This is a genomic window from Bacillus sp. TH30 (assembly GCF_016650875.1).
GTDB lineage: Bacteria > Bacillota > Bacilli > Bacillales > Bacillaceae_G > Bacillus_A > Bacillus_A mycoides.
Genome location: NZ_JAEKEY010000002.1, coordinates 4,273,353 through 4,294,840 on the forward strand (window position 1 = coordinate 4,273,353; position 21,488 = coordinate 4,294,840).

The window sequence follows — 21,488 nt, forward strand, 5'->3', positions numbered from 1 at the left end:
GGACATAATAATGACTATACTTTGGATGAATCTTTTTATCGTATTCATACTCGCATTTTTTGCAAGATATTTTGCTATACCTGTAACTAATAATTTTACATTGATAAAGCCAAATAGATTATTGGTTTTAATGGCGGCTCTATCACTTGTATTGGTAGCGGGACTTCGGAATAATATTGGGGATACTTATTTTTATATGCATGCATATAAAATAACGGAGTTTAATTGGGAGTATGTTCAAACTAACAAAGACATGGGCTTTAATATTTTTCAAATGGTTTTGAAAAAATATGCGGATGATCCTCAAGTAATGGTTTTTACTACAGCATTGATAACAAATGTACTCATTGTAGCAACACTATATAAATATTCAAGACTAATTGAATTGAGTTTATATGTTTATATTACGTCGGGTATGTATTTAACATCAATGAATGGGATTAGGCAATATTTAGCCGCTGCAATTATTTTTGCTGCCACAAAATATATTTTTGAAGGAAAATGGAAAAAATATATGGCAATTGTATTATGCGCATCAACATTTCATGCAAGTGCATTAGTTCTTATGCCAATCTACTTTTTTGTAAGAAAAAAAGCCTGGTCAGGAACGACATATTTGCTTCTTTTTTTAGCAGTATGTGTAGTTATAGGTTTTAATCAGTTTTCGGAAGTTTTATTTTCGGCAATTGGAAATACTCAATATGGTCAATATAAGGAATTTCATGAAGGTGGTGCCAATATACTTAGGGTTGCTGTGAGTATAGTGCCAATTATACTGGCTTATCTTGGGAAAGATAAAATGAGGGCGTTATTCCCTGAAAGTGATTATATTGTAAATATGTCTATATTAGGTCTTGTTTTTATGATTATTTCAACACAAAATTGGATATTTGCTAGATTCTCCATATATTTTGGATTGTATCAGTTAATATTAATTTCTTGGGTTGTGAAGTCATTTACAGATAAAGATCAAAAGTTGATTTATTATGCAGTTCTAGTGTGCTATTTTATTTATTTTGTATATGAACATGTAATTACTCTGGGAATTATCTATAAGAGTAACCTACTTTGATAATAAAGTGCAAGATGCTGGGAGAGGATTGTTAAATGGGGATAGATTCTAAGCTTAGACCTAAAAATAAAAAGAAGGTTTTACACATTGTCAGCGCTCTGAATCGCGGGGGAGCTGAAACGTTACTAATGAATATATATAGGAAAATAGATAAGAGGCAGCTTCAGTTTGATTTTGTATCTCATCGAAATGAGAAAAATGATTATGAAGATGAAATAATGGCGTTAGGTGGGAGAATATATAAGGTACCTAGTTTAGGACAAATAGGACCTTTTTCCTATGTTAAAGAACTTGTGAAAATTATGTCGGATAATCAATATGAAGTTGTACATGCACATACGGATTATCAAGGTGGTTTCGTTGCTGTAGCGGCAAAAATAGCTGGTATAAAAAAGAGGATTTGTCATTCACATAGTAATAATTGGCCACAAGACTCTGGAATAAAAGCAAGAGTTATCCTAAAGGTTTTGCAATCTATTATTAAATATGCTGGAACTAATTATTGTGCGTGCAGCGTTGAAGCAGCACGTTTTTTATTTGGCGAAAGGATGCTTCATAGTGAGAGGATAGAACTAATTAAAAACGGTATAGATATTAATCAATTTACTGATATAGACGCTGGGAGTAGTGTCAGCGTAAGAAGGGAACTTAATATACCGAATGCAACAAAATTAATAGGACATATAGGAAGTTTTTCAGAGTCAAAGAATCATATTTTTATCTTAAAAGTTTTAAAGCAAATTTTAAAACGAGATTCAAATTTTGTTGCTATTTTAGTAGGAGATGGCCCGTTAAGGATTTCTATTGAATTAAAAGCAAAGCAATTAGGGGTTTTTGAAAATATTAGATTTTTGGGGGTTAGGAAGGATATTCCACGACTCATGAAGAGTTTTGATGTTTTTATTTTTCCTTCTTTGTTTGAGGGGTTTGGTATTGTAACTTTAGAAGCGCAATCTGCAGGTGTACCATGTGTTGTAGCAGATACGCTACCTAATAATACTGATATGGGGTTAGGGATAATGTCATTTGTTGACTTAGATGAAGAAATTGAAATATGGTGTAAAGAAATTTATAAAGCCTTGTTAAAAGAAAGACCTGACAGGGAATTCATAATTAACAATATATCGAAATTAGGCTTTGATATTAACGATAACATTTACGAGTGGCTATCGTTATATGGAATTGTGCGCAAGGAAGAAATAGGATAATCTAATTTATTTTCATTTTATATGTCTGATGTATAAGGAGATTTGTTGAGCGTAACAGCAAAATACAAATATAAAATGAGGAAGAGAAATCAATAATAGATTTTGTGAGGTATCCTATAATGAAAAAGAAAAGAATATTAATTACATCTTTTGATATGGAAATTGGTGGAGTAGAAAGAAGTTTGATTGGTTTATTAAATACAATTGATTACAGTAAGTATGATATAGATTTAATGTTATTTAAACATGAAGGTGGATTTTTCTCTTTACTACCTAAAGAGCCGAATTTATTAGAGGAATTGCAACAATATACTACTTTTAGAAAATCAATTAAGCAGATATTACAAGAAGGGCATTACTCAATTGGGATTACTAGGATAATAGGGAGAATTATGGGCGTTATGCATGGGCGATATGTAAATAGTAAAGAACCTGGATACTTCGTCATTCAATATGGATGGAGAATATCTCTTCCATTTCTTCCAAAGTTGAGAGAAGAGTACGATGTTGCGATAAGTTTTTTATGGCCGCATTATTTTATAGGGGATAAAGTTCGAGCGAAAAGAAAAATTGGGTGGATTCATACTGATTATTCGAACATACAACTTAACAAAGAAATGGAATGTAAAATGTGGAGGAAAATGGATGATATTGTGGCGGTTTCCGAAAGTTGTAGAGATACATTCCTGAATAGTCTGCCTTATATTAATAAAAAGGTGCAAGTGATAGAAAATATAATAGATTCTGAATTTGTTCGCGAACAATCTAATGAAGGAGATATTACTCAGGAAATACCAATAAATAGAGAGCGAATCAAGTTAGTTACTGTTGCTAGACTTTCTCATGCTAAGGGAATTGATGACGCTATATATGCGCTTAGAAAACTATTAGATCAAGGGTATGATATCGAGTGGTACATAGTTGGATATGGGCCTCAAGAAGCGGAACTTAAATTGTTGATAGATAAATTAGGACTTCAAGATGAATTTGTTTTACTAGGTAAGAAGATTAATCCGTACCCGTACATAAAAGCATGTGATATTTATGTACAACCTTCTAGATACGAAGGGAAGGCAGTAACAGTTCGGGAAGCGCAAATTCTTAAGAAACCAGTATTAATAACTAATTTTTCAACTGCCAAAAGTCAGCTGGAGAACGGGGTAGATGGATATATTTGTCCAATGGGTATAAAGGGAATTGTCGAAGGAATAAAAAAAATGATTGATGATGTTGAATTCAGAAGTGAAATTGTTAATAATGTAAGTCAAAAAAATTATGGTAATGAAATAGAAGTGGAAAAGATATATAGGTTAATTGAATTAGAATAGATTAAGTTATAAAACTAAAAAATCTTTTACTATTTATAAAAGATACTTGGGGGAATTATTTTTATGGAGAATGTTTTAGTATTAGATACATCGGTAGGTTCTCTTAACAAGGGTGACGATATAATAATGAAGTGTGTAAAGCATCATCTTTCTGATATAACTAAAAATGCATATGTTTTAACATTACCTACTCATGTTTCACCTTTTCATTGGTACCAAGTAGCGAGAAAATCAAATAGGGTAAAGATTTATAGTGATGCGAAATATAAGTTTGTAGGTGGTTCGAATTTGCTAGCAATGGATATGTTTACGCACTTTCCGCAGTGGAATATTAATATATTTAATTATGGTCCTTTAAAGGGGAGTATTCTGGTTGGAGTTGGTGCAGGAAAAGGGAATAAAATAAATCCCTATACAAAAATGTTATATAGAAAAGTTTTATCACATGAATATATACATAGTGTTAGAGATGAAAGAACAAAAAAATTTTAGAAGAAATGGGCTTTAAAGCTCTAAATACTGGTTGTGCAACTTTGTGGTCTTTTACGCATGATTTTTGTAGGGGAATTCCAAGTGGAAAATCGGAATCGGTTGTTTTTACACTAACCCATCATTCTAAAAATCGTGAAAAAGATCAATTATTGATAGATACACTTAACAAAAGTTATGAAAATGTCTATTTTTGGATACAAGACGCTGATGATTTTGAATATTTAAAAACTTTAGAGGGTATACAGGACATAAAAATTATACCTCCTACTATAGAGGCGTATGAAAAAATCCTAAATACAGCCGTCGATTATATTGGAACACGTTTACATGGCGGCATATTTGCTATGCGTCATAAAAAACGTGCAATAATTATCTCCATAGATGAAAGAGCTAAGGGGATGGGCGAAACGTATAATTTAAATCTGATTGATAGGGAAGATTTAAATAATCTTGAAAAAATGATAAATTCAGAGTTTATCACGGATGTTCAAGTGAATTTTGATGTAGTAAATCAATGGTTAAAACAGTTCTCTAATTAATAAATGTACTTTGATAAAAATGGCGATTTATTAGGAGGCTCAAATGAATAGTATAATTCTCGATAAAATTGTCGTAAGAAATAATAGAGTTGATTATTCTTTTAGTATTAAGGGGGATTTACAAAAGTATTTTAAGACAAGTAATCATATGTTTCTTGAATATAACTATGATGTATCTGATATCCCTTTAAGTATTTTGGCTATTCCGTTTGTTGCAAATGTAGTTCCTCTTGTATGGATTACTAATTCAACAATAGTAATAAATGAACTAGATAAATCTTTTTATATTTGTTTAAATAATATAAAAAATGCATATCAAAACATGTTTCCTGGTGTGAAATTTAAAGGATCCGTGGATGTAGGAGAAATTATTGATAATGTTTACATTCCGGAATTTGAAGCGGCATCTTTATTTAGTGGGGGATTAGATGCACTTACTACATTTATAAGAATAAAAGATAAAAACCCCTTGCTAGTTACTGAATATGGATGGCATGAAAATGAAATAGAGGGTAGTAAAGTATGGGAGGCAGATAAAGAAAATGCCATAAATTTTGTAAAGGATAATGGACTAGAAAATATTTTTATACAATCCAACTATGGGACCTTTATAATTGCAGGGAACATTGACCATGATTTTAGAGAAAAGTTAAACGATACATGGTGGCATGGATTGCATCATGGTCTAGCGATAATATCTGCAGCTATTCCAATAGCTTTTAAACTTAAGATAAAATGTATATACATTGGAAGCTCTAATTCTCCATTATATCAAGTTACTTGTGCATCTGATCCAACTGTGGATAATGAAATAAAATATGCATCTGGAACAGTATTTCATGATGGATACGAACTTACTAGGCAAGAAAAGATTAAAGTTGTTGTGGACCATTATTCAGCTAGTAAAGAACCTGTTAATATCAGGGTATGTTTTAAAAATGAAGAAAATTGTTGTAAATGTGAAAAATGTTTAAGAACAATTATGGGAATTATTGCTGAAGGGAGAGATCCTCGTGAATATGGTTTTAATATTCCAAGTAATCTTTATCAGTACGTTAAAACTTCTTTAAATAGTGAGGTGAAGTTTTTTACTAATACATTCATTGAAATGTATTGGAACTTAATCCAAGTGCGAATGAAACAAAATTGTGATTGTATTACAGATAAAAATTTACTAAATTGGTTTCTAGATTATGATTTCAAGGCGCAACGAAGAAAAGCGTTATTAAAATACAGGATAACAAAGTTTTTCCCTATTTTAAAGAGGAAGATTAGTGCCAAATTTAGTAGAGTGGGTACGCAAAACAACTAAAATATAGAAGGTATTACGATGAGAATACAAAATTCCTTAAAAAATATTTTATTCGGTTTGTCTGGACAAATAATTAGTATTGGCATGGGATTTGTTGTTCGAACTGTTTTTATTTATACACTCGGTATAGAATATTTAGGTGTGGATGGGCTTTTTACAAGTATACTATTGATGTTTTCCCTAGCTAATTTAGGCTTTGATACAGCTATAATTTATAGTTTATATAGGCCATTAGCTGAGAAGGATATCTATAAAATACAGGCATTAATGAATTTATATCAAAAAGCATACAGATTAATAGGAGTAGTAGTTTTATTATTAGGGTTATCTCTATTACCATTTCTTGATTATTTAGTGAATGCAGATACTATGATTAAAGACATTAACATTATCTATCTTTTATTTTTAATAAGTTCGGTGTCATCATATTATTTTGTATATAAGCAATCTATTATTATTGCTGATCAAAGTAACTATATCATTTCTAAAATACACACTTTGTTCATAATTATATCTAACGCATTACAAATTGTTTTATTAATAATTATTAGTGATTACATTGTAGTACTGATAGTTCAATTAACATTGAAAGTAATTGAGAATGTATATATTGCAAATAAGGCAAATAAATTATATCCATTTTTAAAAGAAAAAAATAATGCGAAATTATCTAAGGCAGACAGACGAGAGTTTTTTGAGAATTTGTATTCCTTGTTACTATATAAAATTAGTGGTGTAGTAATTAATGCAACAGATAATATAATTATATCGAAATTCATTGGAATTATTTGGGTTGGTGTGTATTCAAATTATTTGTTGATCTTAAATACATTAAATACCTTATTAGGCTATTTGTTTTATTCTATCACTGCTAGTGTTGGAAATTTGAATGTGAAAGAAAATGCAGAAAAAAATATTTTATTTTTCGTGTAATTAACTTTTTTAATTTTTGGATATATGGATTTTGTACAGTTTGCCTTTGGAATTTGATAAATCCATTTATAACACTCTGGTTAGGTGAGGAATATGTGTTTAATAAGTATGTATTATTTTTCATATTACTTAATTTTTTCACTTCAGGAATGCAAAATACAACTACAATTTTTAGAGAAACCACAGGTTTATTTAAAAAAGGGAAGTATAGACCTATCATAGCGGCAATTATAAATATTGTAGTTTCTATAATTCTCGCGAAACAAATAGGAATAGCAGGAGTGCTTTTAGGGACTGTTATTAGTAGATTATGTACTTACTTTTGGTATGATCCTTATATTATATTTAAAATGATTTTTAAAAAATCTGTAAAAGTATATTTTATTAGATATATTTTGTTTGTAGTGCTTGTATTATTTTCTGTTATAGCAACGGATTTTATTGGTTATATTTTTCACATAAATATATTTATGGACATGGTAATACGTAGTGTTTTGTGCCTGATTATTCCGAATTTGATCTTTTGGATGGTATTTAAAGAGGCGGAAGAGTATAGATATTTCCTTAATTTAACCCGAATATTAATAAAAAAATAAAGTCGAAATTATTAACTCGGAAAGTTTCGAATGATAATTATCCATAAATCATTATTTTATTTTTTCCATATCACAGTAAAGAATGCTTTATTTACGGAAGAGATTTTAGGTTGTTCTGAAAATAATAGTAGGGGAGTTATGTATAAAGAGCATAGTGTCTTTTTAATAAAATTGTAAGTTTAAATAGTATAAATAAAAGGGTATTGAAATAAAAACAGCTAGTAAGAATAGATCTATTTAGGAAGGAGAAAGGAATTGTGAAAAGACTTTCTAAATAATGGATCTCTAAAAACAATAAAAAGTGATGTTACTTCTCTTATATCCAATCAATTTACCTTATGAAACATAAGATGTAGAAAAGCAAAAAAAGAGGTGTGAATTGATGTGGAGAAGAAGGGATAATCTTGGGAATTTGAATGATTTAGATTTGGTGTCCAAGCCTCCTTTTCATAATGACATTTTAACTTATGATAGTACGCAATTAAAATGGATTCCAAAATCATTTGAAGCTACAAATTCTACAAGTATATATGTATTAGAATTAGATAGATGGGATGTTAAGAATGATGGGACTGATGCTATCAATACTTCCAAAGGTATTAATAATGCTTTAGTTTGGGCGGCTCAACAAGGTTATACGGAAGTTGTGTTACCTAGAGGAATATATTTGATTGATAAACAAACACCCATCGAACCACCAAGTCATTTAACTTTGAATCTAAACGGTTCAACATTAAAAATGGAAACAAATAATTTGACTGGATATGCAATTATAAGTTTTCGTAGAAATCAAGTATATTCTAGGATAACAAATGGTATTATCCAAGGAGATAGATATACACATGATTATTCTAGTGGGGGAACACATGAGGCAGGGTACGGCATTGAATTGGGGAGTTTTACTCCACCTGCTGATGGGGGGAACAATACACGGTTTGTATCTTTAGATAATCTAGATATTTTAGATTGTACAGGAGATGCCATTACACTGAACAGTACCTTTGGGCAGATTTCACCTTTTCCTACAGCATTAGCAAGTTCATTTGAACAGGGAGCAATTAATACAACAGATGGTTCATTAGTAAGTAGTACAACAAAGATACGTTCCAATTTGCAAATTGATATGACCCAAGTGGCTATTGTAAAGTATGGTTACTTTGGATTATATGGAAATGGATTTGGAGCATTGGGTTCTGAAATAAAATGCGATTATTATGATGTCATTTTTTACACTTCAAATAATATATTTTTATCTTCAAAAACCAATGTACAATTCTTTGATGAAGTAGAAGTCCCTAATGGAGCAAGTTATGCTAAAATTGTTTTGCATCAAGGGAATGTTCCTGCTCCTGCAAATTGTTTAATAAATGTTCGGGTGCCTTCTTTTTCACAATATACTTATATAGAAAAATGTAATTTACATGATTGCCGTAGACAAGGGATTAGTGTATGTGGGGCAAAGAATGTATATATTCGAGATAATGATATTCATCACATCGCAGGTACCAATCCACAAAGTGGACTAGATATTGAAGATGGATATGATTTAAATCAATATATATACATTGAAAGAAATAATTTTCATGATAATAAAAATTATAATATTATTGTTGTAAATGGGAAATTTATCTATATATCGAATAATTCTATTATGAATACCATTTCAAATGCTTATGTTGGGCTATCTATTAATGGTGGTGCAGATAGGGTAATCGTAACAGGGAATAATATCCGATTAACCAAGGTCTCTTTGTTAGGAGATGTTATTTTTTCCAATAATTATGTATACGGAGCGCAAGTAAATGTTCAAGGTGTATATGTAAATCGATCTATTAATATATTAGATAATATTTTTTCTAATAGTAAAATGATTATTGATACCCCCTTTCCATATGCGGTTAAAGTTGATTCCTGTCGCTTTATAAACGATGCAGATAAACTAAATTCCTTGTCATCATTGTATCAGTGGACATTAGAGATGAAAAATGAGCCGCAAACTATCTCAAATTGTATATTTGAAGGACAAGACGTTTTGTATTTAAATTATGTACCAGTAGGAACAGTTAAATCAGGATGGATATTTGAAAATATTATATTTAATAATGTTAAAAACCCAACCTTAGTTGCAGGGACATATACAAATTGCTTTTTTAAGGACGTAACCTTTTTGGGGATAACAAGTACAGGAAGCACTTTAGAATTAAAAGATTGCAAGTTCTTTAGTATAGATAGAAATAACACGTTATTTACAGTGAATAACCTCAAAGCATTCAAGATGATGGATTGTCATATAGAAAAACCAAATGGTACGGTCTTGAATATTCAAAATGTATCTGATGAAATAGTGTTAGGGGGAAATACTATAAAAATTACAAATGATACTCTTCAGAGAGCTATTATTGTTTTGGATGCAGCGTTTACTGGTAAGCAAGTGATAATTCAAAATAATATTATAAATTCCACAAATTTGATGCAAGTTGGGATAGATAATAGAACAACGAGTATTACACCCCTAGTAGTAATTCAAAACAACGTGTTGAATAATGCGAAAATTACAATTACAGGGAGGGAATTTCTGCAAGGGAATATAGTTAATGGTGTAATAGATCCAAATTAATGCATGGTGATAATTAAATTTGAATAGTTTCAAAAAATTATGAGAAATGAAGTAGAGTGGCTCTTAATAAATATGTCCATAAAGTATTATATAATGGTACATGGAAGGATTTTGTCCAATGTAATTATTCGAAATAGTCTAATTCCTAATAGATAATAGGTTTATTGACTTTTAGTTACTACTATAGAATAGAGAAAAGCTATTATGTTTTTTATAAACATAATAGCTTTTTATTATTACGTTAACTGCATACTAAAAAATAGTGTGTAGGAGAATTTTTAAATAATAAATGGATTTTTTAATATACTACTAAGCGTTGTTTATAAAACTGTGTTTGTGAATATATTTTTTGAGATTTTTACAGTGTGTAATAGTCTCTTGGATAAGCATTTGGAAAAATATATTTTGCACCTATGTGTATTGCTTTCTTCTACTTATTAAGTTTTAAAGCTGTGTACTATAGAAAATGTTTGCAGGTGATAAGTAAAGAGAAATTGAATACAATTCTTTAATTACAACTTAAGAATACTTGATTTCAATCCGTAATGAATACTTTGTAGATTATTTAACTTTGGAAAAGCATTTGTAATAATTTAAGATGGGGGAATGATTGGTAATGAAGAGACTGTTTGATATCTTTATTTCTTTATTATTATTAATTTGCTTTTTTTTCGTTATTCTTTTAGTAGCAATTATAGTTAAAACTCAGATAGGATCACCCATTTTATTTAGACAACAACGTCCAGGGTTACATGGAAAACCTTTTTATCTTTATAAATTTCGTACGATGACCAATGAGCGAGATCGTAATGGGGAGCTGTTACAAGATCACGCTAGATTAACTAAAGTTGGAAAATTTCTTAGAAAATATAGTTTAGATGAATTACCACAATTAATAAATGTACTAAAAGGTCAATTGAGTTTGGTGGGCCCTCGACCATTATTAATGGAATATATGCCTTTATATTCGCAAGAGCAAGCTAAAAGGCATAATGTTAGACCCGGAATCACTGGATGGGCTCAAATTAATGGAAGAAATAGTATCTCATGGGATGAGAAATTTAAATTAGATGTATGGTATGTTGAGAATCAAAGTTTTCTTTTAGATTTGAAAATTTTATATCTAACTTTTAGTAAGGTTTTAAAGTCGGAAGGGATAACAAATAATAAGCATGTGACTATGCCAGTTTTTAAGGGGGGAATCGAGCATGGGGGGGAATAAAATGAATATTTTGTTTACTAGTTCTGGTAGGAGGGTCACCTTAATTAAAAAATTTAAGGAAGTACTTAAACAAGAAGGAATCAAAGGAAAAATCTTTACTGCAGACTTAAAAGAAACTGCTCCTACCATTTACTTTAGCGATAAGCATTTTATTGTTCCGCGTGTAAATGAAGAGGGATATATAAATGAATTATTAAAAATATGTAAATCTGAAATGATAAATCTAATAATTCCGTTAATTGATACGGAATTAACCCTTATGGCTAATAATTCGAAGGTTTTCGAGGGTATTGGTGTAAAATTATTAGTTTCTAGTATGGAATTAAATAAGATTGCTAATAACAAAAAATACACATATAACTTTTTTGCATCTAATAATATACCAACACCTAGAGTATATAGTGATGAAGAGATTGGAAGAAAAGAATATCAATTTCCACTATTAATTAAACCTTATGATGGCAGTTCTAGTAAAGGTGTAACAAAAATAATGAATGAAAAGGAATTGGAATTTTTTAAGGATTATATACCTAACGCTATGATACAAGAGTATGTTTCAGGAGAAGAATACACTATAGATGTCATGGTAGATTTCTGTGGGAATATAAAAACAATCGTTCCTAGATTGCGTATAGAGACACGAGCAGGTGAGGTAAGTAAAGGTATGACCAAGAAGGATTTTGATATCATCCAAGCAGCAGAAACTGTAATAAAAGCTCTTCCTAATCCTATTGGGTGTATTACTTTACAATGTTTTAAAAAGGAGGATGGACAAATTACGTTTATTGAAATAAACCCTCGTTTTGGAGGAGGAATACCACTATCAATAGAAGCAGGAGCGAATTTTCCACTTTGGACAATTAAAATGTGTCAGGGGGAAGTCTTTATAGATAAGGACTTTAATTGGAGAGAAAATTTAACAATGCTTAGATATGATGAAGCGGTTTTTATGGAGAGTATTTAAGATGATGATTAAAGCAATTGTTTTTGATATGGATGATACTTTATATAAAGAGAAAGATTATGTTGTAAGTGGTTTTAAAGCAGTGGATGATTGGATTAAAGAGAAGTATAAGAAAACCGGATTTTATAATATTGCAATTCAATTATTCGATTCGGGGGAAAGAAGGTTCGTGTTTAATGAAACACTAGAAAAGTTAAACATTCCTTACGATGAAAAATTGATTAGTAATTTGATAGAACAGTATAGGTTTCATAAACCAGATATTCAATTGTTGGATGAAGCGGATTGGGTACTAAATAATTTAGTTAATACCGTTAAAATAGGACTTATTTCAGACGGATATTTAGTTGCCCAAGAAAAGAAAATTAATGCATTAAAGTTAAAAGAGAGATTTCATTCGATAATTCTCACTGATGAGCTGGGAAAAGAATATTGGAAGCCGAGCCAAATTCCTTATGAAAAAATAAGTAAGGAACTACAGGTGCCTCATCAGCAATGTGTCTATATAGGAGATAATTTAAGTAAGGATTTTATAACAGCCAAGAAATTGAAATGGTTAACGATCCATATTAATAGAGAAGGTGGAATTCACCATAATCTTATAGTTGAGCAAGCTTATAAAGCACATTATACAATTGATAATTTAAGGAGATTATCTGATATATCTGTATTAAAGCATATGTTTTTAGATACATAGTATTTAAATATGTATAAAGGATGTGTTTACATGCACACAGTTCAGCATAAAAAGCGAATTTACCTTTCCTCTCCGCACATGAGTAGGAATGAACAAAAATATATTCAAAATGCATTTGATACAAACTGGATTGCCCCTCTTGGTCCAAATGTAGATGAATTCGAAAGAGAACTTGCATCTTTTGTAGGAGTGAAAGGTGGGGCTGCAGTTAGTTCAGGTACGGCTGCTATTCATTTAGCTTTGCGATTATTAGATGTCCAAAAGGGAGATACAGTGTTTTGTTCAAGTTTTACTTTTGTAGCGAGTGCGAATCCGATTGTTTATTTGGGAGCTGAACCAGTATTTATTGACTCAGAACCGGAAACATGGAATATGTCACCGAATGCATTGGCACATGCATTGTATGAAGCTAATAAAGTGGGGAAATTACCAAAGGCTATCATTCTTGTTCATTTATATGGTCAGAGTGCTAAACTAGATGAAATTCTTTCACTTTGTAATCAATATAATGTTCCTATAGTTGAGGATGCAGCAGAATCTCTTGGATCTACATATAAAGGAAAAGCAAGCGGTACATTTGGGAGGTTTGGGGTTTATTCATTTAACGGAAATAAAATTATTACAACTTCAGGTGGTGGAATGCTAGTTTCTAATGATGTAGAAGCATTAGAAAGAGCGAGGTTTTTAGCGACACAAGCAAAGGATCCAGCTCCACATTATGAGCATAGTGAGATAGGATATAATTATCGAATGAGTAATATTTTAGCTGGTATTGGTAGAGGACAATTAGAAGTGTTAGAAGATAGGGTGAGAGCTAGAAGATTTATATATAAACGGTATTATGAAGCGCTATCTCACATGCCAGGATTTTATTTTATGCCTGAATTAGAAAATACTCGCTCTAATCGTTGGCTTACTACATTGACAATTGATGAAAAGGAATCCGGGATCTCTATTGGGAAATTGTTGAGAACTTTAGCAGAAGAGAATATTGAAGCGCGTCCTATGTGGAAGCCACTTCATATGCAGTCGCTCTTTAAAGAGAAGAAGTATTATCCGCATAGTAAAAATGAAGATGTGTCGCATTCCTTATTTCAAAGTGGAATTTGTTTGCCTTCAGGATCTAATATGTTAGCTGAAGATCAACAAAGGGTAATTCAAAGCATTTTAAAAGCAGTAGAATGGAAGAATTAAAAGAAAAGTAAGTAAAATTGGAATTAGATTTGTATATGTACCACTATTTGTTCTTTATAGTGAATTCCAAAGGGGATTGTTTGGGAACATTCAGTTTCAATTGATATAAAAAAGAGATGATTATAGGTTTTAAATATTTATATCTTAGTCTGTAAGTAAATTAAAGCATGTAATTGAGAAAGTAATAAAACAAATAACTTTGTTCGTTAAAAAGAATGATAAAGGGGTATGTTTAACGAATTTAATATATAAATAGTATTTGTAGTGACTTTTCATATATTAGGAGGAAGAAATGAGCGCTATAACTGGTATTATTCACTTTACTAATGAACCTGTATCAATTGAACATGGCACACGATTAATGAGTGATTTACAAAAGTACCCTGCTGATGATATTCAAATATGGCACAAAGAAAATGCTTTCCTAGGATGTCACGCACAATGGATTACGCCAGAGTCAGTTGGTGAACAATTACCCTTCTATAATTATGAAAAGCAACTGGCAATTACAGCAGATGCTATTATTGATAATCGTCATGAGTTATTTAAAAAATTACAAGTAGATTATGCGGATAGAAAGAATATGACAGATAGTGAATTAATTTTACTTTCTTATCAAAAATGGGGGGAAGCGGCTCCAAAATATTTGGTAGGCGATTTTGCCTTTATGATTTGGGATGAGAAAAAACAAATTCTTTTTGGAGCTAGAGATTTTTCGGGAAGTCGGACACTTTATTTTTATCGTGGTGAGAAAAAGTTTGCTTTTTGTACTATTATAAATCCGTTATTTTCTCTACCATATGTTGAGAAGAAATTAAATAAGCAGTGGATTGCTGAATTTTTAGCTATACCTGTAAATTTCGAATCAGTAGATCCACAGTTAACAGTTTATAAATATATAGAACAGGTGCCTCCATCACACACTATTTTGGTAAAGGAAGGCAAAGTGAAGTTTTCGCGATACTATACACCAACTGCTGGGAAAATGCTTAATTTAAAATCAAATGAAGAGTATGAAGAGGCGTTTCGAGAGGTGTATCAAAGTGCAGTGAAGGCACGTTTACGAACACATCACCAAGTAGGAGCTCATTTGAGCGGAGGGCTAGACTCAGGATCTGTTGTTAGCTTCGCTGCAAAGGATTTACGTGCTGAAAATAAAAAGTTACATACGTTTAGTTATGTCCCTGTAACAGGATTTGAAGATTGGACACACAAAGGTAGAATTGCTGATGAAAGGCCATTTATTCAATCAACTGTAGAGCATGTAGGGAATATACAGGATTATTATTTAGAATTGCCAGAGAGAAGCCCACTATCGGAAATTGATGATTGGTTGGAAACGATGGAGATGCCATATAAATTTTTTGAGAATACTTTTTGGTTGAGTGGAGTTTATGAAAAAGCATCTCAGCATGGAATAGGAGTACTCCTTAGTGGTCAAAGGGGTAATTGGACAGTATCATGGGGGCCTATTTTTGATTACCAGGCAATGTTGTTGAAAAAGCTACATTGGATTCGTTTTTATCGTGAACTATATTTGTATAGTAAAAATATAGGAGTGAAAAAATCGCGTGTTTTTGAAGTGGTAAGAAGAAAGGCTTTTCCATTTTTGTATCAGTTACTTTCTTCAGAGGAACAAGATGTTTTCCCCACAATAATCAATCCGGAATTTGCTAAAAAAATGAATGTTTTTGATAGACTCAAAGAACAGGGCGTTGATATAACAGGTACTTCTATCGCAAATGCATATGACATGAAAAGAGAACAGTTTGAAAAACCCTATTATTGGAGCATAAATGGAACGTATGAAACGAAATTGTCGTTACGCTATGCTTTATGGGATCGTGATCCTACAAATGACTTACGGATTATTCAATTTTGTTCGTCAGTCCCGGAAGAACAGTATGTTCAAAATGGTTTAGATCGATCCCTTATCCGGAGAGCAACAAAAAAATTACTTCCTGATAAAGTACGATTAAATCAGCGTATTCGAGGTGTTCAAGGTGCAGATGGTGTTTACCGTATGGCTCCTTTTTGGAATGAATTCATTGAAGAAGTTGAAGAACTTAGTGTAGATCCAGTAATTTCTGAATTTTTAAATGTAGAGGTAATTAAGAAAGCTATCTCAAAAATTTGTAAAGAACCTCGACCAGAATATGCATTTGATTTAGATTTTAGAGTTTTAATGCGCAGCTTAATATTCTATCGATTTATAAAAAAAGTAATATGAAAGGAGGTGATACGTATGAAAAAGGAATGGAAACAACCTGTATTGGAAGTACTTAGTATTAATATGACTATGGCGGGACCTGGGCATAAACTTCCTGATGCTGTTCAACCTGATCCAGATGATGCGGTGAAGTATAGTTAAATCATTAGAAAAATAAAGCTCTTATATAGTTTATCTTATATATAAGAGCTTTCAAAAAATTGACAATGTGGGGTGAATAGGATGATTGATTCGATGGGAAATGTGTTATACAAAGCCTTCGGGTTAAAGTTAGTAAGTGAAATTCCATTACCTGAATTGTCTCAGCTGAATGAAAAGAAAGAGATGGCAGATATTCAAATAGAAATGACTGATCTATCTGAACGATGGAGTGGATATAACGAAGAACAGCAAAGAACAATTGTAGTGGAAGATGATGTAGTTATGTTTCATGTTCCTCAAACTGCAATATTTTCTGTCCAAGCGGGTGAGAAAATCATTTTTTCACCTATGCCAGAGGCTGAAGAAAATAAAATACGACTATATATCCTTGGAACTTGCATGGGAGCACTATTAATGCAACGCAAAGTACTTCCATTGCACGGAAGTGTGATTGCTATAGATGGGAAAGCATATGCTTTAATTGGTGATTCAGGGGCTGGGAAATCAACTTTAGCCTCGGCTTTTTTGAGTAAAGGATATCAGTTTTTAAGTGATGATATAGTTGCTGTGACTCTTTTATGTAAGAATACCCCAATAGTTCATCCGTCTTATCCACAACAAAAATTATGGCAAGAGAGTTTAGATGAGTTTGGAATGGAAATAACGCAATATAGCCCTTTGTTTGAAAGGGAAACGAAGTATGCTGTTCCTGTGAATTCTCAATTCTTTCCTGATCCATTACCTCTTGCTGGTGTTATTGAATTAGTAAAAGCACAGGGAGAAGATATTGAGATGACCCGTATAGAAGGGCTTGCACGCTTGTATAAATTATACCGCCATACTTTTAGGAGTTCTTTGATTTCTAAATTAGGATTGATGGAATGGCATTTTGAAACGTCATCTGATATTGCAAGCGGAATGGAAATGTTTCAATTAAGTCGCCCGACTTCAAGATTTACAGCTCATGAGCTTGTGCAAGTTATTTTAAATACTATACAGAAAGGGAGTATGGTTGATGGTTGTTCATTCGAGAAAAATATCATTAGAACATAACGTTGTCCAAAGTAAAGGTAATATAGTAAGCGATATGGATGGAGAAAAAGTTATGTTAAATGTCCAAAAAGGAAATTACTATAACTTGGGTGAAATAGGCGGAGAAATATGGGAGCTTATTGAAAATCCAGTAATAATTAATCAGCTTGTTACTATGTTAGTATCTAACTATGATATTGAACGAAAAGATTGTGAAGAGCAAGTTCTTTCCTTTTTAGAGCGTTTATTTCAAGAAGGTTTAATTCAAATAAAAGATCAATCTAATAGATAGATTCGCAATTTCAAGAGAACTGTTAGGAAGGGATTAATGAATATTGTGAAAAGGTTAAGGGTATTTTTATCACTGAACATGGAAACAAAGCTTTTATTTTTAGAGGCTTTTATTTTTTTAGGATGGGCGCGTGTACTGAAAAGTATTACCTTTTCCAAAGTTGCACCTTCTTTAGGGGATTACATGAACGAAACATCAGTTGCTCAAATTCAGCCACACGGGGATACACTAAAGAAGGTGTCTGAAGCTATTTCTATTATGAGTCGTTATACTTTTTGGGAAAGTCAATGCCTTGTTAAAGCTATAGCTGGGATGAAAATGCTCGAAAAACGTCACATTGAGAGTACTCTTTATTTAGGAACTGCTAAGGATAGTCATGGTGAATTAATTGCGCATGCATGGTTACGGAGCGGTTCTTTTTATGTTACTGGATCAGAAGGAATGGAGAAATTTACTGTCGTTGGATCATTTGCAAAGAGGTTAAGTGAGGACACTATTAAAGGAGAATAAAATGGAGAAAGATTTTGGTCTTAATGTAGAGTTCATGTCTAAGGAATTGAAACTTCTTTTTACAATTTTGAAGTTACAAGATGACGAAATACTGCAAACTTATAGTAGTGAATGGTTCACAGATATTGATTGGGAGGTTTTTCTTGAGCAAGCCATGCATCATCGTGTTTATCCGGTGATTTATCAAAAACTTAAACAGGTAGATGAGGAACGAATTCCTTCACATGTTGTACAAACTTTAAATAGAAAATATAGAAATAATACATTTCAAATGCTTTATTTAAGTGCTGAAATGGAACGAATAAATAAATTTTTTAATGAAAATGAGATTCGTACGATGTTTCTAAAAGGACCTGTACTATCTCAGGACTTATATGGAGATATTTCTTTACGAACATCTTGTGATTTGGACGTTCTCATTCCTGTTCAAAAATTAGAAAAAGTAGAAAAACTACTTTTAGAGCAAGGATATGTGAAAGATGATTATATTCAAACGATATTAAGTGATTGGAAATGGAGGCATCACCATATAACATTTTTCCATCCAACAAGGCGGATTAAACTTGAAATTCATTGGAGGTTAAATCCTGGACCGGGTAAGGAACCTGGGTTTGAAGAGCTTTGGAAGCGAAAGAGAAAAAGTGCACTTACAAGTAATTCGGTATATATGTTAGGAAAGGAAGATTTATTTTTATTTCTTGTCTCTCATGGTGCTAGACATGGTTGGTCTAGATTGCGCTGGTTAGTGGATATAAAAAAAATTGTCAATCAAGATCTTAACTGGAGTGAGATTAACAAATTAATGAGAAAATATCAAATGTTTCATTTAGGAGGACAAGCATTAATTTTGGCATCTCAAATGTTAGGTGCACGATTAGATAAGAGGATGATGGAATTAGTAGCGAAAAAACGTTCAAAGCAGTTAGCTCAAGAAGCGCTGTTTTATTTCAAGCAAATGATAAACTTGCATACCGACCCTGTGCCAGAAGAAGTACTTGCTTATCATAGTCGACATTTATTTTCACTAATGTCTAATCAGCAAAAAATTTTATTTATTATGAGCCAACTCTATCCTTATCCGATTGATGCAAAAACATTGCCGTTACCTAAATTCCTTCATTTTTTATATTTTCCTTTACGTCCGTTTCTATGTCTTTGGAGGAAAACAAAGAAGCTTGCTTTGTCATAGGGGGAACATCGATGAATCATATTATATATTTTATGAAGAAATTATATTCTTCTGCAGGGAAAATTCTGTATGTGAATTTGTTTGGTATGGTTTTAATAAGTTTACTTGAAGGGATAGGTATTATTTTATTAATTCCTATGATAAGTATGGCTGGAATAATTAATATAGGTGAGGAGACTGCTTTTATTGCACCTGTTTATAGATTTTTGCAGGATTTCCCTAAAACAACAAGCCTAATTTCTATTTTAGGTATATATATACTAATAGTGTTAGGGCAAAATCTATTACAACGAAACATAACGCTAAGGGATGCGAGAACGCAACAAGCTTTTGTACGAGAATTAAGAATAGAAACATATAGTATGATTCTAAAAGCGAAGTGGAGTTTTTTTTTAGAGAAAAGGAAAACAAATCTAATAAATATATTAACTACAGAATTAGCTCGCGTAAGTTATGGGGTTAATTTAATTTTACAATTGTTAGCTGTTATTCTGTTTACATTCATACAGGTGGGGCTTGCGTTTTTATTATCTCCCCAAATAACTATATTTGTTTTGGTCTTTGGCTTATTATTCTTAGTAGCTTCTCGTGTTTTTATAAAAAAAGCACGAATACTAGGCGGTAAGACCTCGAAATTAGCACAAGACTATCTTTCTGGTATAACAGATCATTTTAATGGAATTAAAGATATAAAGAGTAATACTTTGGAAGCATCACGTTTAGATTGGTTACAATCTATAACAGAAAAGATGAGTAATGAACAAATGGAGTATATGAGAATAAGGTCGAACTCTCAATTGTTTTATAAAGTTTCAATGGCTATTTTAATTGCATTTTTTATATTATTATCAGTAAGTATATTTAAAGCTCAACCCACCCAATTACTATTAATCATACTCATCTTTTCGAGACTATGGCCACGATTTATGACAATTCAGTCAAATTTAGAACAGCTTGCTGCAAGCATTCCTGCTTTTAAGTCATTATGGGACTTACAAGGGGAATGTAATGAAGCAATTGAAATGCAGGATATACATCAGCAAAAACATATAAAGCCGATTTGTATAGAGCAGGGTATTGAATGTAAGGGTATTTATTTTCGATATAATAAGAAGGAGCATTTGTATGCACTTCAAAATATTAATGTGAAAATACCAATCAATAGTATGACGGCTATTGTGGGACATTCGGGAGCTGGGAAGAGCACATTAATCGATGTTTTAATGGGATTGATTCAGCCAGAGAAAGGTCAAGTATTAATAGATGGAACTCCTCTTACAAGTGAAAATTTATTGTCATTGAGACGGGCTATTAGTTATGTGCCACAAGATCCTTTTTTATTTAATGCAAGCATAAGAGAAAATTTATTGATGATTGAGCCGAATGCGAGTGAAGAACAAATTTGGACTGCATTAGATTTTGCGGCGGCAGCTGAATTTGTACGAATGCTTCCAAAAGGGCTTGATACTCTCATTGGAGATCGTGGAGTGAGACTTTCAGGTGGTGAACGTCAACGACTTGTACTAGCTCGAGCTATTTTAAGACAACCATCCATTTTAGTATTAGATGAAGCTACGAGTGCATTAGATACTGAAAATGAAGTAAAAATTCAATCAGCAATAGAAAGGTTGAAAGGAACGATGACTATTGTTGTTATTGCGCATCGGTTATCTACGATCCGCAATGCAGATCAAGTTATTGTTTTAGGAAAAGGTGAGATTGTTCAAAAAGGTGAATTTAATCAATTGGCTAAAGAGAGAAAAGGTGTATTTCGAAATTTATTAGGGTCACAAATGGAAGTGGGTTCATAGAGGAGAAAGATTGAATGAAATCTTGTATTATTGTAATTCGAGTTGAATGATAGCCCGGATAATGGTCAGTTACAAAAGGTCTTATTCGGGCTTTTATATTTGTATTTTC

16 protein-coding genes and 2 pseudogenes are annotated in these 21,488 nt (G+C 31.8%); all 18 read left to right on the plus strand.

Going from position 1 to position 21,488, the window contains the following annotated elements:
* Positions 1 to 10: 10 nt before the first annotated feature.
* Positions 11 to 1,072, plus strand: a complete 1,062-nt coding sequence (locus JFU20_RS24285) for an EpsG family protein (RefSeq protein WP_002014464.1) — start codon at positions 11 to 13, stop codon at positions 1,070 to 1,072.
* 35 nt (positions 1,073 to 1,107) lie between these two features.
* Entirely contained in the window at positions 1,108 to 2,280 is a 1,173-nt protein-coding gene (locus tag JFU20_RS24290; protein WP_033715894.1) for a glycosyltransferase family 1 protein, read from the plus strand.
* Between the two features lie 119 nt (positions 2,281 to 2,399).
* Positions 2,400 to 3,608 (plus strand): glycosyltransferase, encoded by a 1,209-nt coding sequence (locus JFU20_RS24295; protein WP_002014461.1) that lies wholly within the window; start codon positions 2,400 to 2,402, stop codon positions 3,606 to 3,608.
* A 63-nt stretch (positions 3,609 to 3,671) separates the two neighbouring features.
* Positions 3,672 to 4,639: pseudogene (locus JFU20_RS24300) on the plus strand (polysaccharide pyruvyl transferase family protein).
* 43 nt (positions 4,640 to 4,682) lie between these two features.
* Positions 4,683 to 5,951: a hypothetical protein gene (locus tag JFU20_RS24305; RefSeq protein WP_002014458.1), complete on the plus strand. Its 1,269-nt coding sequence runs from the start codon at positions 4,683 to 4,685 to the stop codon at positions 5,949 to 5,951.
* Positions 5,952 to 5,969: 18 nt separating this feature from the next.
* Positions 5,970 to 7,527: pseudogene (locus JFU20_RS24310) on the plus strand (lipopolysaccharide biosynthesis protein).
* A 335-nt stretch (positions 7,528 to 7,862) separates the two neighbouring features.
* On the plus strand, positions 7,863 to 10,097 hold the full coding sequence (locus JFU20_RS24315; protein ID WP_002014456.1) for a right-handed parallel beta-helix repeat-containing protein: 2,235 nt from the start codon (positions 7,863 to 7,865) through the stop codon (positions 10,095 to 10,097).
* Between the two features lie 616 nt (positions 10,098 to 10,713).
* On the plus strand, positions 10,714 to 11,319 hold the full coding sequence (locus JFU20_RS24320; protein ID WP_002014455.1) for a sugar transferase: 606 nt from the start codon (positions 10,714 to 10,716) through the stop codon (positions 11,317 to 11,319).
* Positions 11,306 to 12,283 carry an ATP-grasp domain-containing protein gene (locus tag JFU20_RS24325; RefSeq protein ID WP_201038954.1) on the plus strand — a complete coding sequence of 326 codons (978 nt, stop codon included), beginning with the start codon at positions 11,306 to 11,308 and terminating at the stop codon, positions 12,281 to 12,283. The genes JFU20_RS24320 and JFU20_RS24325 overlap by 14 nt, the downstream gene beginning before the upstream one ends.
* A gap of 1 nt (position 12,284) precedes the next feature.
* Positions 12,285 to 12,980, plus strand: a complete 696-nt coding sequence (locus tag JFU20_RS24330; protein WP_002165242.1) for an HAD family hydrolase — start codon at positions 12,285 to 12,287, stop codon at positions 12,978 to 12,980.
* 30 nt (positions 12,981 to 13,010) lie between these two features.
* Positions 13,011 to 14,174 (plus strand): aminotransferase class I/II-fold pyridoxal phosphate-dependent enzyme, encoded by a 1,164-nt coding sequence (locus JFU20_RS24335; protein ID WP_033715892.1) that lies wholly within the window; start codon positions 13,011 to 13,013, stop codon positions 14,172 to 14,174.
* Between the two features lie 292 nt (positions 14,175 to 14,466).
* Entirely contained in the window at positions 14,467 to 16,404 is a 1,938-nt protein-coding gene (locus JFU20_RS24340; RefSeq protein ID WP_002014451.1) for a lasso peptide isopeptide bond-forming cyclase, read from the plus strand.
* A gap of 15 nt (positions 16,405 to 16,419) precedes the next feature.
* A complete protein-coding gene (locus JFU20_RS24345) occupies positions 16,420 to 16,545 on the plus strand; it encodes a paeninodin family lasso peptide (protein WP_002014450.1) in 126 nt (41 codons plus the stop codon).
* Positions 16,546 to 16,626: 81 nt separating this feature from the next.
* A complete protein-coding gene (locus JFU20_RS24350; RefSeq protein ID WP_002014449.1) occupies positions 16,627 to 17,598 on the plus strand; it encodes an aldolase in 972 nt (323 codons plus the stop codon).
* Entirely contained in the window at positions 17,561 to 17,869 is a 309-nt protein-coding gene (locus JFU20_RS24355) for a lasso peptide biosynthesis PqqD family chaperone (RefSeq protein WP_002165245.1), read from the plus strand. The genes JFU20_RS24350 and JFU20_RS24355 overlap by 38 nt, the downstream gene beginning before the upstream one ends.
* 36 nt (positions 17,870 to 17,905) lie before the next feature.
* On the plus strand, positions 17,906 to 18,379 hold the full coding sequence (locus JFU20_RS24360; RefSeq protein WP_002165246.1) for a lasso peptide biosynthesis B2 protein: 474 nt from the start codon (positions 17,906 to 17,908) through the stop codon (positions 18,377 to 18,379).
* Position 18,380: 1 nt separating this feature from the next.
* On the plus strand, positions 18,381 to 19,568 hold the full coding sequence (locus JFU20_RS24365) for a nucleotidyltransferase domain-containing protein (RefSeq protein ID WP_002014444.1): 1,188 nt from the start codon (positions 18,381 to 18,383) through the stop codon (positions 19,566 to 19,568).
* Between the two features lie 11 nt (positions 19,569 to 19,579).
* Positions 19,580 to 21,379, plus strand: a complete 1,800-nt coding sequence (locus JFU20_RS24370; RefSeq protein WP_002165247.1) for an ABC transporter ATP-binding protein — start codon at positions 19,580 to 19,582, stop codon at positions 21,377 to 21,379.
* Positions 21,380 to 21,488 lie beyond the last annotated feature (109 nt).